At 56.3% G+C, this 14219-nt stretch carries 17 protein-coding genes; all 17 read right to left on the bottom strand.

What is annotated here, in order from left to right; all coding sequences use genetic code 11:
* Nucleotides 1-4: 4 nt before the first annotated feature.
* The gene (gene rplN / locus IPM27_10390; GenBank protein MBK9161947.1) at nt 5-373 is read right to left on the bottom strand and encodes a 50S ribosomal protein L14; all 369 of its coding nucleotides are present in this window, start codon (nt 371-373) and stop codon (nt 5-7) included.
* A gap of 133 nt (nt 374-506) precedes the next feature.
* Nucleotides 507-770, bottom strand: coding sequence for a 30S ribosomal protein S17 (gene rpsQ / locus IPM27_10385; protein ID MBK9161946.1), 264 nt, complete (start codon nt 768-770; stop codon nt 507-509).
* Nucleotides 770-961 (bottom strand): 50S ribosomal protein L29, encoded by a 192-nt coding sequence (rpmC, locus tag IPM27_10380; GenBank protein MBK9161945.1) that lies wholly within the window; start codon nt 959-961, stop codon nt 770-772. Before rpmC ends, rpsQ begins: the two co-directional genes overlap by 1 nt.
* A 1-nt stretch (nt 962) precedes the next feature.
* Nucleotides 963-1379 carry a 50S ribosomal protein L16 gene (gene rplP / locus IPM27_10375; GenBank protein MBK9161944.1) on the bottom strand — a complete coding sequence of 139 codons (417 nt, stop codon included), beginning with the start codon at nt 1377-1379 and terminating at the stop codon, nt 963-965.
* Entirely contained in the window at nt 1363-2073 is a 711-nt protein-coding gene (rpsC, locus tag IPM27_10370) for a 30S ribosomal protein S3 (GenBank protein MBK9161943.1), read from the bottom strand. Before rpsC ends, rplP begins: the two co-directional genes overlap by 17 nt.
* An 8-nt stretch (nt 2074-2081) precedes the next feature.
* Nucleotides 2082-2414 (bottom strand): 50S ribosomal protein L22, encoded by a 333-nt coding sequence (gene rplV / locus IPM27_10365; GenBank protein ID MBK9161942.1) that lies wholly within the window; start codon nt 2412-2414, stop codon nt 2082-2084.
* A gap of 9 nt (nt 2415-2423) precedes the next feature.
* Entirely contained in the window at nt 2424-2702 is a 279-nt protein-coding gene (rpsS, locus tag IPM27_10360) for a 30S ribosomal protein S19 (GenBank protein MBK9161941.1), read from the bottom strand.
* Between the two features lie 11 nt (nt 2703-2713).
* Entirely contained in the window at nt 2714-3541 is an 828-nt protein-coding gene (gene rplB / locus IPM27_10355) for a 50S ribosomal protein L2 (protein MBK9161940.1), read from the bottom strand.
* A 5-nt stretch (nt 3542-3546) separates the two neighbouring features.
* Nucleotides 3547-3864 (bottom strand): 50S ribosomal protein L23, encoded by a 318-nt coding sequence (gene rplW, locus IPM27_10350; GenBank protein MBK9161939.1) that lies wholly within the window; start codon nt 3862-3864, stop codon nt 3547-3549.
* Nucleotides 3861-4487: a 50S ribosomal protein L4 gene (gene rplD, locus IPM27_10345; protein ID MBK9161938.1), complete on the bottom strand. Its 627-nt coding sequence runs from the start codon at nt 4485-4487 to the stop codon at nt 3861-3863. Before rplD ends, rplW begins: the two co-directional genes overlap by 4 nt.
* On the bottom strand, nt 4487-5131 hold the full coding sequence (gene rplC / locus IPM27_10340; GenBank protein MBK9161937.1) for a 50S ribosomal protein L3: 645 nt from the start codon (nt 5129-5131) through the stop codon (nt 4487-4489). The genes rplD and rplC overlap by 1 nt, the downstream gene beginning before the upstream one ends.
* Nucleotides 5132-5202: 71 nt before the next feature.
* Entirely contained in the window at nt 5203-5514 is a 312-nt protein-coding gene (rpsJ, locus tag IPM27_10335) for a 30S ribosomal protein S10 (GenBank protein ID MBK9161936.1), read from the bottom strand.
* An 88-nt stretch (nt 5515-5602) separates the two neighbouring features.
* Nucleotides 5603-6793 carry an elongation factor Tu gene (gene tuf, locus IPM27_10330; GenBank protein MBK9161935.1) on the bottom strand — a complete coding sequence of 397 codons (1191 nt, stop codon included), beginning with the start codon at nt 6791-6793 and terminating at the stop codon, nt 5603-5605.
* 25 nt (nt 6794-6818) lie between these two features.
* Complete coding sequence (fusA, locus tag IPM27_10325) at nt 6819-8915, bottom strand: elongation factor G (GenBank protein ID MBK9161934.1); 2097 nt, start codon at nt 8913-8915, stop codon at nt 6819-6821.
* A 27-nt stretch (nt 8916-8942) separates the two neighbouring features.
* A complete protein-coding gene (rpsG, locus tag IPM27_10320) occupies nt 8943-9413 on the bottom strand; it encodes a 30S ribosomal protein S7 (GenBank protein ID MBK9161933.1) in 471 nt (156 codons plus the stop codon).
* Between the two features lie 33 nt (nt 9414-9446).
* On the bottom strand, nt 9447-9824 hold the full coding sequence (rpsL, locus tag IPM27_10315; GenBank protein MBK9161932.1) for a 30S ribosomal protein S12: 378 nt from the start codon (nt 9822-9824) through the stop codon (nt 9447-9449).
* Nucleotides 9825-9940: 116 nt separating this feature from the next.
* Nucleotides 9941-14200, bottom strand: a complete 4260-nt coding sequence (gene rpoC, locus IPM27_10310) for a DNA-directed RNA polymerase subunit beta' (protein ID MBK9161931.1) — start codon at nt 14198-14200, stop codon at nt 9941-9943.
* Nucleotides 14201-14219: the final 19 nt, after the last annotated feature.

Here is a 14219-nt window from a genome sequence, read left to right as displayed (position 1 = left end):
CCGCTTACAGCACTTCAGGTGCCAGCGAAACGATCTTCATGAACTTCTCGGTACGCAACTCGCGAGTCACCGGCCCGAAAATACGCGTGCCGATCGGCTCCAGCTTGGCATTCAGCAACACGGCCGCATTACCATCGAACTTGACCAGCGAACCATCGGTGCGACGCACACCCTTGGCAGTGCGAACCACCACGGCGTTATATACCTCGCCCTTCTTTACGCGACCGCGCGGAGCTGCATCCTTGATACTCACCTTGATGACATCACCAACGGAAGCATAACGACGCTTGGAACCACCCAACACCTTGATGCACATTACAGCTCGCGCACCGGTATTATCAGCCACATCTAAAACAGACTGCATTTGTATCATTATTTAATCTCCAACTTATTCCGCTCAAGGCGGCCAGTTTTGGAACCCGTTCGGGTTAGGTCGCCGCAAGCGGCGATGAAACGAAGCCGCGCATTATATGCAAATTCGGGAAAGATGCAAGCAGAAATTACAACTAAGCGGCAGCACCCTTTTCCAGCAGCTTTGTAACGCGCCAGGTTTTTGTCTTGGCTAACGGGCGGCACTCTTCGATCGTCACCACATCGCCCGCATGAAACTCATTAGCTTCATCATGTGCATGGTACTTCTTGGAAACGCGAATGATCTTGCCCAGCAACGGATGTTTTACCTTGCGCTCGACCAGAACGGTTACGGTTTTGTCCATTTTGTCGCTTACAACGGTACCGGTCAGGGTACGCTTCAGTTTGGAATCGCTCATTACTGGACACCCTTTTCTTTCAATACGGTTTTTACGCGTGCGATATCGCGGCGCACCTTGCGCAACTCGCTGGTATTTGTCATTTGCTGCGTTGCCACCTGCATACGCATACCGAATTGCGCTTTGGTCAGGGACAACAATTCCTGTTGCAGATCCACCGCAGACTTTGTTTTCAGTTCACTGGCTTTCATCTTATGCACCTACCTGTCTGACCACGAAGGTGGTCGCGATTGGCAACTTGGCGGATGCCAGACGGAACGCTTCGCGTGCCACGGCCTCATCCACCCCATCCATTTCATACAGCATTTTGCCTGGCTGGATTTCAGCGACGTAGTACTCAGGATTGCCCTTACCATTACCCATGCGAACTTCAGCCGGTTTCTTGGAGATCGGCTTGTCCGGGAAAACGCGTATCCAGATGCGACCGCCACGCTTGATGTGGCGCGTCATGGCACGTCGTGCTGCCTCGATCTGACGCGCCGTCAAACGACCGCGCGCAACCGACTTGAGGCCAAACTCGCCGAAACTAACCTTGTTGCCACGTGTGGCAATGCCGGTATTGCGGCCTTTCTGTTCCTTGCGGTACTTCCTTCTAGCTGGCTGTAGCATGCTTTGCTCCCGACTTTCTTGCTTTCTTTTCCGGCTCGGCCGCAACCGGCGCAGTAACTTCCTGGCCGGAAACTTCACCCTTAAATACCCAAACCTTCACGCCGATGATGCCGTAGGTGGTTTTCGCTTCCGAGGTTCCGTAATCAATATCGGCGCGCAGTGTATGCAACGGCACACGGCCTTCACGGTACCACTCGGTACGCGCGATCTCGATGCCGTTCAGACGTCCCGCGCTCATGATCTTGATGCCTTGCGCGCCCAGACGCATTGCATTTTGCATCGCGCGCTTCATGGCACGACGGAACATGATGCGCTTTTCCAGTTGAGCGGTGATGTTATCGGCTATCAACTGCGCATCGACTTCCGGCTTGCGCACTTCCTCGATTGCGACATCCACCGATTGCAACCCCATACGCTTGCGCAATTCTGCGCGCAAGGATTCGATATCCTCACCCTTCTTGCCGATTACCATGCCAGGACGCGCGGTGTAAATCGTAACCTTCGCATTCTTGGCCGGACGCTCGATGATTACCTTGGAAACACCAGCGGAAGCCAGTTTCTTTTTCAGGAAAGCACGAATCTCGATGTCCCGAATCAACAGATCGGCAAAATTCTCGCTGTTGGCATACCACTTGGAGTCCCAGTTCTTGCGAACGCTCAACCGGAAACCGGTTGGATGAATTTTCTGTCCCATAGTTATCCTCAGTTTCCGACGTGAACGGTGATATGACAGGTCTGTTTCTCGATCCTGTTGCCACGCCCTTTGGCACGCGCCATGAAACGCTTCAGCGATGCCGCTTTGTCGACGTAGATGATCTTGACTTTCAATTCGTCAATATCCGCACCATCGTTATGCTCAGCATTGGCAATCGCGGATTCCAGCGCCTTTTTGATAATTCCAGCGCCTTTCTTCGGACTGAAGGTCAGGATGTTGAGCGCTTGCGCAACCGGCAGACCGCGGATCTGATCAGCCACCAAGCGGCCTTTCTGCGCGGAGAGATGAATGTTTTTTGCAACTGCGATAGTCGTAGTCATCATGCCCCCTTATTTCTTGGCCGCTTTTTTATCAGCAGCGTGCCCCTTGAAGGTACGCGTCAGGGAAAACTCACCCAGTTTGTGACCTACCATGTTCTCAGATACATACACGGGAATATGCTGCTTCCCGTTATGCACTGCAATCGTCAAACCGACGAACTCGGGCAACACCGTCGAGCGGCGCGACCAGGTTTTCACCGGACGTTTGTCGTTAGTCGCACGCACTGCCTCAACCTTCTTGAGCAAGTGAGCGTCAACAAATGGACCTTTTTTAATGGAACGTGCCATATATCTACCCCTTAAGCCTTAAAGCGACGACGCACGATCATGCTGTCGGTACGCTTGTTGCGACGTGTACGGAAACCCTTGGCCGGCACACCCCATGGACTGACCGGATGACGGCCGGCTGCAGTTCTGCCTTCACCACCGCCGTGCGGGTGATCGACCGGGTTCATCACCACACCACGTACCGTCGGACGAACACCGCGCCAACGCATCGCGCCAGCCTTACCGATGGAACGCAGACTATGCTCGGAATTACCCACTTCGCCCAGCGTCGCCTTGCAGTCGATATGCACCTTGCGGATCTCTCCGGAACGCAAGCGCAACTGGGCATAACTGCCTTCGCGCGCCAGCAATTGAACGGAAGTGCCTGCAGAACGTGCCAATTGCGCACCCTTGCCAGGAAGCATCTCAATGCAATGCAGGGTCGAACCGACAGGAATGTTGCGCAGCGGGAGTGCGTTGCCCGGCTTGATCGGAGCTTCGGATCCACTCAACAGGGTTGCGCCTGCGGAAACCCCCTTGGGAGCGATGATATAACGGCGCTCACCATCGGCATAGCACAGCAAGGCCAGATTGGCACTACGGTTCGGATCGTATTCCAGACGCTCAACAGTCGCCGGAATACCGTCCTTGTTGCGCTTGAAGTCAACCATGCGATAGTGCTGCTTATGACCGCCGCCCATATGACGAGTGGTGATATGGCCATTATGGTTACGTCCCGCAGTCTTGGACTTCTTTTCCAGCAATGCAGCTACTGGCTTGCCCTTGTGCAATTCACGATCGACAACGCGCAATACGCCGCGCTGTCCCGGGGTTGTTGGTTTTAGTTTAAGCAATGCCATGATGATTATCCTTGCTCGCTTGCAGCAAAATTGATTTCCTGTCCGGCAGCCAGACACACATAGGCCTTCTTCCAGTTGTTGCGGCGACCGACATAACGACCAGTACGCTTGACCTTCCCTTTGACGCACGCTATCTGGACGCTATCCACGCTGACCTTGAACATCAGTTCAACGGCAGCCTTGACCTCTGGCTTGGTCGCATCGGGCGCAACACGGAAAATCACTTGCTCGTTCTTGTCGGCGACGTAAGTGGCTTTTTCGGAGATTTGCGGGGCGAGCAACACTTTCATCAATCGCTCTTGGCTGAATTGTTGCGTACTCATGCGAACATCTCCTCGATTTTGGCCACCGCATTGCGCGTCACCACTACGCTGGGGAAACGCACCAGACTGACCGGATCAGCCTGATTGGCTTCCAGCACCAGAACGTTCGGCAGATTGCGCGAAGACAGGTACAGATTCTCATCAATACTGTCGGTGATAATCAGTACACGACCGGAGTCCAAACCCATACTCTTGATTTTTTGCGCCAGCAGCTTGGTCTTGGGCGAATCGACAGTCAGGTCATCCACCACCACAAGGCGTTCCTCGCTGACCAGTTTCGACAGAATCGACGCGAAGCCTGCGCGATACATCTTGCGATTCACTTTTTGCGTGTAATTCTCTTCCCCGGTATTCGGAAAAATCTTGCCGCCGCCACGCCACAACGGGCTGGACGCCATACCGGCGCGTGCGCGACCGGTACCTTTTTGCGCGAATGGCTTGCGCGTGCTCTTGGCGATCTCGCTACGTCCCTTTTGCTTGCTGTTTCCGGAACGTGCATTCGCCATGTAAGCAGTGACCAGCTGGTGAACCAGGTCCTCGTTATATTCGCGGCCGAACAATTCGTCGGAAGCACTCAGGTTTGCAGTTGCCTGCCCCTTATCGTTAATGACTTTGAGTTCCATTACGCACCTGCCTTTACTGCGGGACGCACGATCACGCTGCCGTTTTGCGCGCCTGGAACGGCACCCTTGACCAGCAGCAGTTGACGCGCGACATCAACACGCACGACCTGAAGATTCTGGACGGTCTTTTGCACATCGCCGAGATGCCCGGTCATGCGCTTGCCCGGAAATACGCGACCTGGATCCTGCGCCATACCGATAGAACCCGGCACGTTATGCGACTTGGAGTTGCCGTGCGTTGCACGGCCGGACTTGAAGTTGTAGCGCTTGATGGTACCGGCATAGCCCTTACCTTTGGATACGCCGGTTACATCAACGAGCTGCCCCACTTGGAACATTTCAACGCTGACCGTCGAACCAACCTGCAGATCGGCCAGTTGTTCAGGGGATACAGTAAATTCTTTCAATGCACTCCCGGCTTCCACACCCGCCTTGGCGTAATGTCCGGCGGCAGCCTTGCTGACACGACCGGGACGGCGTACACCGTGCGCCAACTGCACAGCAGTATAACCATCAGTATCCACGGATTTAACCTGAGTGACACGATTATTGGACACTTCCAGCACTGTCACCGGCAACGAAGAACCGTCCTCGGTGAAAACGCGGGTCATGCCAATCTTGCGACCGACAAGTCCTAGACTCATTTTAATTTCCTCTTGTTAAGGGGCCGACTACAATTGGTCAGCCGATTTTGCTGCTTTTGCTACACTTTACCTTACTGCAACTTGATTTCGACATCCACGCCTGCCGGCAGATCAAGCTTCATCAGCGCATCAACTGTTTTATCTGTCGGATCGACAATATCCATCAGGCGCAGATGGGTGCGAATCTCGAACTGATCGCGCGAAGTCTTGTTGACGTGCGGGGAACGCAACACATCGAAACGCTCGATCTTGGTTGGTAGCGGCACCGGTCCATTTACCACCGCGCCGGTGCGCTTGGCAGTTTCAACAATCTGCGCTGCCGACTGGTCAATCAAGCGATAGTCAAACGCCTTGAGGCGAATGCGAATTTTCTGACTTTGCATAATTATCTCTTGCATTTACGGCGGCCTAGCCGCCAATTAAAGAACGAAAACGCGTGGCCGCAGCCACGCGAGGGCGCGCATTGTATCTTTACTCGATGATCTTTGCAACCACACCGGCGCCGACGGTACGACCGCCTTCGCGGATCGCGAAGCGCAGACCTTCTTCCATCGCGATCGGGTTGATCAGGTTCACCGTGATCGACACGTTGTCGCCAGGCATCACCATCTCGGTTCCGGCCGGCAGCTCCACCGCTCCGGTCACGTCAGTCGTACGGAAGTAGAACTGAGGACGGTAGCCTTGGAAGAACGGAGTGTGACGACCGCCCTCATCCTTGCCCAGAACGTAGATCTCGGCGGTGAACTTGGTGTGCGGGGTGATGGAGCCGGGCTTGGCCAGAACCTGACCACGCTCGACTTCTTCACGCTTGGTGCCGCGCAGCAGTACGCCGACGTTGTCGCCTGCCTGACCCTGGTCGAGCAGTTTGCGGAACATCTCGACGCCGGTACAGGTGGTCTTCAGGGTCGGCTTGATGCCAACGATCTCGATTTCTTCGCCCACTTTGATGACACCACGCTCGATACGGCCAGTTACGACGGTGCCGCGACCGGAGATGGAGAATACGTCTTCCACCGGCATCAGGAAGGTGCCGTCGATGGCGCGTTCCGGCGTCGGAATGTAGCTGTCCAGCGCTTCAGCCAGCTTCAGGATGGAGCCTTCGCCCAACTCGCCGGCATCGCCTTGTACGGCTTTCAGCGCGGAGCCCTTGACGATGGGAATGTCGTCGCCAGGAAATTCGTACTTGGAGAGCAGCTCGCGCACTTCCATCTCAACCAGTTCCAGCAGCTCTTCGTCGTCGACCATGTCGCACTTGTTCAGATACACGATGATGTAGGGCACACCAACCTGACGAGCCAGCAGGATGTGCTCGCGGGTCTGCGGCATCGGGCCGTCAGCAGCGGAGCAAACCAGGATCGCGCCGTCCATCTGGGCAGCACCGGTGATCATGTTCTTGACGTAGTCGGCGTGGCCCGGGCAGTCAACGTGTGCGTAGTGACGGCTCGCGGTCTCGTATTCGACGTGCGCGGTATTGATGGTGATGCCGCGCGCCTTTTCTTCAGGCGCCGCGTCGATCTGATCGTAGGCCTTGGCTTCTCCACCAAACTTCTTGGACAGCACCATCGTGATCGCCGCCGTCAGGGTGGTCTTGCCGTGGTCCACGTGACCAATCGTGCCCACATTCACGTGCGGCTTCGTACGTTCAAATTTGCTCTTTGCCATTTCGCTCTCCGACTAAAGTTCTGAATTATTTCTTGCTGTTCATCACGGCTTCAGCGACATTCTTTGGCGCTTCGGCGTAGTGCTTGAATTCCATAGTGTAGGTTGCACGCCCCTGCGTTGCGGAACGCAGCGCGGTCGAGTAACCGAACATCTCAGCCAGCGGCACTTCGGCTTTCACGGCCTTGCCACCGCCCGCCATGTCTTCCATGCCCTGCACCATACCGCGACGGGAAGACAGGTCACCCATCACCGTACCGGTGTAATCTTCCGGCGTTTCCACCTCGACTGCCATCATCGGCTCCAGCAACACCGGATTGGCTTTGCGCATGCCGTCCTTGAACGCCATGGAGGCAGCCATCTTGAACGCATTCTCGTTCGAGTCAACATCGTGGTAGGAACCATCAAACAATGTGACCTTGACATCCTCGACAGGGTAGCCTGCCAGCACACCATTCGGCAACGATTCCCGCAATCCCTTTTCAACCGCAGGAATGAATTCGCGAGGAACAGTACCGCCCTTGATTGCGTCCACGAACTCGAAGCCCTTGCCAGCCTCATTCGGCTCCATCTTGATCCAGACATGACCATACTGACCGCGACCGCCGGTCTGCTTGGCATATTTGCCTTCAACCTCAACCAGCTTGCGGATCGCTTCGCGGTAGGCCACTTGTGGCGCACCCACATTGGCTTCCACGCCAAACTCGCGCTTCATGCGATCCACCAGAATCTCAAGATGTAACTCACCCATGCCGGAAATAATCGTCTGACCGGACTCTTCGTCGGTACGTACGCGGAACGACGGGTCTTCCTGTGCCAGACGGCCCAGCGCAATACCCATCTTTTCCTGGTCAACCTTGGTCTTTGGCTCAACCGCCACGTGGATCACTGGCTCCGGGAACACCATACGCTCAAGAATGATCGGCTTATTGACATCGCATAGCGACTCGCCGGTGGTCACTTCTTTCAGGCCGATACAGGCAGCAATATCTCCAGCCAGGATCTCATCAACTTCCTTGCGCTCGTTCGCATGCATCTGCACGATACGACCAATGCGCTCTTTCTTGCCGCGCACCGGATTGTATACCGTGTCACCTTTTTTCAGCACGCCGGAATACACGCGCACGAAAGTCAGTTGACCAACGAACGGATCGGTCATCAGCTTGAATGCCAATGCAGAGAAACTCTCGCTGTCATCCGCCTTGCGGGTGACATGTTCCCCACCCTCGGTCTCGCCACCCACATCAGGAATATCCACCGGGGAAGGCAGCAACTGGATCACAGCATCCAGCATGCGCTGCACACCCTTGTTCTTGAACGCGGAGCCACACAACATCGGCTGAATCTCGCAGGCGATGGTACGCTGACGCAGGCCGGCGACGATCTGCTCTTCAGACAACTCGCCGTTCTCGAGATAGAGGTTCATCAACTCTTCGGAAGCTTCGGCAGCAGACTCGACCATCAACTCGCGCCACTCATTGGCGGTTGCCACCAAGTCAGCAGGAATATCACGGTAATCGAACTTCATGCCCTGAGACTCTTCGTCCCAGATGATCGCCTTCATCTTGACCAAATCGACAACGCCGACGAACTTCTCTTCAGCGCCGATGGGAATCACGATGGGCACCGGATTCGCCTTGAGGCGCGTCTTCATCTGGTCCACGACCTTGAAGAAGTTGGCACCGGAACGGTCCATCTTGTTCACGAAGGCCAGACGCGGCACCTTGTACTTGTTGGCCTGACGCCACACTGTCTCGGACTGCGGCTGCACGCCACCCACGGCGCAATACACCATGCAGGCACCGTCCAGTACGCGCATGGAACGCTCCACCTCGATGGTGAAGTCCACGTGCCCCGGAGTGTCGATGATATTGAAGCGATGCTCCTGAAATTGCAGCTCCATGCCTTTCCAGAAGCAGGTCGTCGCAGCGGAGGTGATGGTGATACCACGTTCCTGCTCCTGCTCCATCCAGTCCATCGTGGCCGCACCGTCGTGCACCTCACCGATCTTGTGGTTCACACCCGTGTAGAACAGGATACGTTCGGTGGTAGTGGTCTTACCAGCGTCGATGTGTGCGCTGATGCCGATATTACGATAGCGTTCGATTGGTGTTTTGCGTGCCACGATGATTACCTGACTGTCTTTACTTGATTAGAAACGGAAATGCGAGAACGCCTTGTTGGCTTCTGCCATACGATGTACTTCTTCGCGCTTCTTGACGGCGCCACCGCGACCCTCGGATGCGTCAATCAATTCACCGGCCAGACGCATATCCATGGACTTCTCGCCACGCTTGCGAGCCGCTTCGCGCAACCAACGCATCGACAAGGCCATGCGACGCGAAGGACGCACCTCGACCGGAACCTGATAGTTCGCACCGCCCACACGACGACTCTTCACCTCGACTTGCGGCTTGGCATTGTTCAACGCCAGATTGAACACCTCGATCGCGTCCTTGCCGGTCTTCTTGCCGACCTGCTCCAGCGCACCGTACAGAATGCGCTCCGCGACCGACTTCTTACCGGCCGTCATCAATACGTTCACGAACTTGGACAGGTCCTGATTACCGAACTTCGGATCAGGCAGGACTTCGCGTTTGGGGACTTCTCTGCGTCTTGGCATATCAACCTCGAATGAATTACTTGAAAATCAGACTTACGCCTTCTTGGCGCGCTTCGCACCGTACTTGGAGCGCGCCTGCTTGCGATCCTTCACACCTGCAGTATCCAGACTGCCGCGCACCATGTGATAACGCACACCCGGCAGATCCTTTACACGACCACCGCGCAACAGCACCACCGAGTGCTCCTGCAGGTTATGGCCCTCGCCACCGATGTAGGAGATGACTTCGAAACCATTGGTCAAGCGAACCTTGGCTACCTTACGCAACGCAGAGTTAGGCTTCTTGGGGGTCGTGGTATACACACGCGTACACACACCGCGTTTTTGCGGAGAACCTTCCAAGGCAGGCACCTTGCTCTTTTCTACGATTGCAACACGCGGCTTGCGGATCAACTGGTTAATGGTTGGCATTATCTACACATCCTAAAAAGATTCCGAAAAATTCGTTAAAAATCAACAAACAAAAAACTCACCGTCGCAGCATGACAAAATCCGGTCCGCTGCGACGGCAAAAAAGGTTGCGAATTCTATTGAGAAACCCCTGACGTGTCAAGAGATTCCGGCTCTGCGTCAAGCAACTCCTCCGGCGCAATCGCATCCGCTTCCTGCAGTTCACGCCCCTCAGCCAAATCGATTCCCAGGCGTTGTTTGCGGCGCGTGTTGTGATAAGCCAGACCGGTGCCGGCTGGAATCAGACGACCCACGATGACGTTTTCCTTCAGGCCGCGTAACTCGTCCTTCTTGCCCATGATCGCCGCTTCGGTCAGTACACGCGTGGTTTCCTGGAACGACGCCGCAGAAATAAACGAATCGGTAGACAGCGAAGCCTTGGTGATACCCAGCAACATGTAATCGAAAGTCGCCGGTTTTTTCCCGTCCGCAACCACGCGTTCGTTCTCTTCCAGCAGGTCGGCACGTTCCACTTGCTCGCCGGTAATGAAGCGCGTATCCCCCGCATCGTTGATCTGCACGCGGCGCAACATCTGGCGCACGATCACCTCGATATGTTTGTCGCTGATCTTCACACCTTGCAGGCGGTACACATCCTGTACTTCGTCGGTGATGTAGCGGGCCAGCTCGTCAACTCCCAGCAAACGCAGAATATCGTGCGGATTGGCCGGTCCATCCACAATCATCTCACCGCGGTTGACCACTTGGCCATCATGCGCCAGCACATGCTTCTCCTTTGGAATCAGGAACTCATGCGCCACGCCATCCACATCGGTAATCACCAGGCGCTGCTTGCCCTTGGTATCCTTGCCGAACGAAACCGTACCCGTGCATTCAGCCAGCACACCCGCATCCTTGGGTACGCGCGCCTCAAACAACTCAGCCACGCGCGGCAGACCACCGGTAATGTCGCGCGTCTTGCTGCTCTCCTGCGGTATACGCGCCAGCACATCACCCACACCCACATGCTGACCGTCTTCGACGGTAATGATGGAACCGGTCTGCAAGGTCACGCTGACCGATGTCTCCGTTCCCGCCAGCTTGACTTCCTGCCCCTCATCGTCGATCAGGCGCACCATCGGGCGCAGTGCAGTCTTAGCCTGCCCGCCACGCTGTTTCGGATCGATGACCACCAGCGTAGACAAACCGGTCACATCATCAATCTGCTTGGCAACCGTTACACCCTCTTCGACATTCTGGAAACTCACCCTGCCGGCGTATTCGGTGACGATCGGACGGGTATGCGGATCCCATGATGCCAGCACCGTACCGGCACGCACAGCATCACCCTGCTTGACTGCCAGCATTGCCCCGTACGGGACCTTGTGGCGCTCACGCTCACGACCATGCTCATCGGCCACGATCACTTCGGCGCTACGCGCCACGACGATCAGTTCGCCGCGCACCGTAGTCACCACGCGCATGTTCTGGCTGAATTTCAGCGCACCATTCGACTTGCTTTCCACCTGGCTGGCCACCACGGTACGCGAAGCCGCACCACCGATGTGGAAAGTACGCATGGTCAACTGAGTACCCGGCTCACCGATGGACTGGGCGGCGATCACGCCCACTGCCTCGCCGACATTGATTTGGCCACCACGGCCAAGATCGCGGCCATAACACTTGGCACACAAACCAAAGCGGGTTTCGCAATTCAGTGGGGTACGCACGCGCACTTCGTCTATGCCCAGCGCCTCGATACGTTCCACGGCCGCTTCATCAAGCAGAACACCTGCCGAATAAAGCGTTTCCGATGTCTCGGGATTGATCACATCTGCGCTCACCACGCGTCCGAGAATACGTTCACGCAACGGCTCAATCACTTCACCGCCCTCGACAATCGCCTTCATGAAGGTACCATTCCCGGTACCGCAATCGTCCTCGATCACGACCAGATCCTGAGTCACGTCCACCAGACGACGTGTCAGATAGCCGGAGTTCGCGGTCTTCAACGCGGTATCGGCCAGGCCTTTACGTGCACCGTGCGTGGAAATGAAGTACTGCAACATGTTCAGGCCTTCGCGGAAGTTCGCGGTGATCGGCGTCTCGATGATCGAACCGTCCGGCTTGGCCATCAGGCCGCGCATCCCTGCCAACTGGCGAATCTGCGCCGCCGAACCGCGCGCACCGGAGTCGGCCATCATGTAAATGGCATTGAACGATTCCTGCATGACGGGCTTGCCCTTCTCCATGCGCGGCTCCCCCGTAACACGGTCGATGACCGGTTCGCTGCCCAACTGCTCCATCATCGCCCGGGCCACGATATCGCCGGTACGTCCCCAGATATCCACCACCTTGTTATAGCGTTCGCCATCGGTCACCAGACCGGACGTATACTGGGTATGGATCTCATGCACTTCTTTTTCCGCAGCACCGATCAGATCGTTCTTTTGCGGCGGCATCAGCATATCGTCCACTGAAATCGAAATACCGGCCCGGGTCGCATAACTGAAACCGGTATACATCAGCTTATCGGCCATGATCACGGTATCGCGCAAACCGCACTGACGGAAGCTGGCATTGATCAGGCGCGAGATCTCCTTCTTCTTGAGCGTCTTGTTGATCAACGCGAACGGCAGTCCGGCGGGCAGCACTTCCGACAGCAGCGCACGACCGACCGTGGTTTCGTAACGGGTCAGCTTTTCCACTGGCTGGCCGGCTTCGTCCCGGTGACTCTCTTTGAGACGCACCACCACCTTGGCTTGCAGCTCCACTTCGCGCGACTCATAGGCACGCGACACTTCGGCGATGTTGGCAAACATCGAGCCTTCGCCCAGCGCGCCGACTTTCTCGCGCGTCATGTAGTACAAGCCCAGCACGATGTCCTGCGAAGGAACGATGATCGGTTCGCCGTTGGCCGGCGACAACACGTTGTTCGAAGCCAGCATCAGGGTGCGGGCTTCCATCTGCGCCTCGAGCGACAACGGCACATGCACTGCCATCTGGTCGCCGTCGAAGTCGGCGTTGAACGCGGAACAGACCAGCGGGTGCAACTGGATCGCCTTGCCCTCGATCAGCATCGGCTCGAACGCCTGGATACCCAGACGGTGCAGTGTCGGCGCGCGGTTCAACAGCACCGGATGTTCGCGGATCACTTCTTCCAGGATATCCCACACGACAGGCTCTTCGGCCTCCACCATGCGCTTGCTCGCCTTGATGGTGGTCGCCAACCCCATTGCCTCGAGTCGGCTGAAGATGAACGGCTTGAACAGTTCCAGCGCCATCTTCTTCGGCAAACCGCACTGGTGCAGCTTGAGCTGCGGGCCGACCACGATCACTGAACGGCCGGAGTAATCCACGCGTTTACCCAGCAGGTTCTGGCGGAAACGTCCGCCCTTGCCTTTAATCATGTCCGCCAGCGACTTCAACTGGCGCTTGTTCGCGCCGGTCATCGCCTTGCCGCGGCGGCCGTTGTCCAGCAGCGAATCCACCGCTTCCTGCAGCATGCGCTTTTCGTTGCGCACGATGATATCAGGCGCCTTCAGTTCCAGCAGACGGCGCAAACGATTGTTGCGGTTGATCACACGGCGGTACAGATCGTTCAGGTCGGAAGTCGCGAACCGACCACCATCCAGCGGCACCAGCGGACGCAATTCCGGCGGCAACACCGGCAACACTTCCATCACCATCCATTGCGGCTTGATGCCTGAAGCATTGAATGCCTCCAGCACCTTCAAACGCTTGGCATATTTCTTGATCTTGGTCTCTGAACCGGTTGCTGCCAGATCGGCACGCAACGTCTCGATCTCGCTGGTCACGTCCAGATTGCTCAGCAAGGCACGCACACCTTCCGCGCCCATCATGGCGGTGAACTCGTCGCCGTACTCCTCGGTCTTGGCCAGATAGTCGTCTTCCGACAGCAACTGACCACGATTCAACGGCGTCATGCCGGGCTCGGTCACTACATAGGCTTCGAAGTACAGCACACGCTCGATGTCACGCAGCGTCATGTCCAGCACCATGCCCAGACGTGACGGCAGCGACTTCAGGAACCAGATGTGCGCGACCGGGGAGGCCAGCTCGATATGCCCCATGCGCTCACGGCGCACCTTGGACAGCGTGACTTCCACGCCGCATTTCTCGCAGATCACGCCGCGATGCTTCAGGCGCTTGTACTTGCCGCACAGGCATTCGTAATCTTTCACCGGTCCGAAGATCTTGGCGCAGAACAGGCCGTCGCGTTCCGGCTTGAAAGTGCGATAGTTGATGGTTTCCGGCTTCTTCACTTCGCCGTACGACCAGGAACGTATCTTCTCAGGCGACGCAAGACCGATCTTGATCGCATCGAATTCTTCTTTTTGTGTGACCTGTTTGAACAAATCCAGCAATGATTTCATGTGAGACTCCTATTCGTCT

It is taken from the genome of Nitrosomonadales bacterium, from assembly GCA_016716325.1.
Classification (GTDB): Bacteria; Pseudomonadota; Gammaproteobacteria; order Burkholderiales; family Gallionellaceae; genus Gallionella.
This window is presented reverse-complemented; position numbering and strand designations above follow the sequence as displayed.

What these genes read in the sequence shown, in the direction of transcription:
- rplN (MBK9161947.1), bottom strand. Translation starts at nt 373, where the DNA reads ATGATACAAATGCAGTCTGTTTTAGATGTGGCTGATAATACCGGTGCG.
- rpsQ (MBK9161946.1), bottom strand. Translation starts at nt 770, where the DNA reads ATGAGCGATTCCAAACTGAAGCGTACCCTGACCGGTACCGTTGTAAGC.
- rpmC (MBK9161945.1), bottom strand. Translation starts at nt 961, where the DNA reads ATGAAAGCCAGTGAACTGAAAACAAAGTCTGCGGTGGATCTGCAACAG.
- rplP (MBK9161944.1), bottom strand. Translation starts at nt 1,379, where the DNA reads ATGCTACAGCCAGCTAGAAGGAAGTACCGCAAGGAACAGAAAGGCCGC.
- rpsC (MBK9161943.1), bottom strand. Translation starts at nt 2,073, where the DNA reads ATGGGACAGAAAATTCATCCAACCGGTTTCCGGTTGAGCGTTCGCAAG.
- rplV (MBK9161942.1), bottom strand. Translation starts at nt 2,414, where the DNA reads ATGACTACGACTATCGCAGTTGCAAAAAACATTCATCTCTCCGCGCAG.
- rpsS (MBK9161941.1), bottom strand. Translation starts at nt 2,702, where the DNA reads ATGGCACGTTCCATTAAAAAAGGTCCATTTGTTGACGCTCACTTGCTC.
- rplB (MBK9161940.1), bottom strand. Translation starts at nt 3,541, where the DNA reads ATGGCATTGCTTAAACTAAAACCAACAACCCCGGGACAGCGCGGCGTA.
- rplW (MBK9161939.1), bottom strand. Translation starts at nt 3,864, where the DNA reads ATGAGTACGCAACAATTCAGCCAAGAGCGATTGATGAAAGTGTTGCTC.
- rplD (MBK9161938.1), bottom strand. Translation starts at nt 4,487, where the DNA reads ATGGAACTCAAAGTCATTAACGATAAGGGGCAGGCAACTGCAAACCTG.
- rplC (MBK9161937.1), bottom strand. Translation starts at nt 5,131, where the DNA reads ATGAGTCTAGGACTTGTCGGTCGCAAGATTGGCATGACCCGCGTTTTC.
- rpsJ (MBK9161936.1), bottom strand. Translation starts at nt 5,514, where the DNA reads ATGCAAAGTCAGAAAATTCGCATTCGCCTCAAGGCGTTTGACTATCGC.
- tuf (MBK9161935.1), bottom strand. Translation starts at nt 6,793, where the DNA reads ATGGCAAAGAGCAAATTTGAACGTACGAAGCCGCACGTGAATGTGGGC.
- rpsG (MBK9161933.1), bottom strand. Translation starts at nt 9,413, where the DNA reads ATGCCAAGACGCAGAGAAGTCCCCAAACGCGAAGTCCTGCCTGATCCG.
- rpsL (MBK9161932.1), bottom strand. Translation starts at nt 9,824, where the DNA reads ATGCCAACCATTAACCAGTTGATCCGCAAGCCGCGTGTTGCAATCGTA.
- rpoC (MBK9161931.1), bottom strand. Translation starts at nt 14,200, where the DNA reads ATGAAATCATTGCTGGATTTGTTCAAACAGGTCACACAAAAAGAAGAA.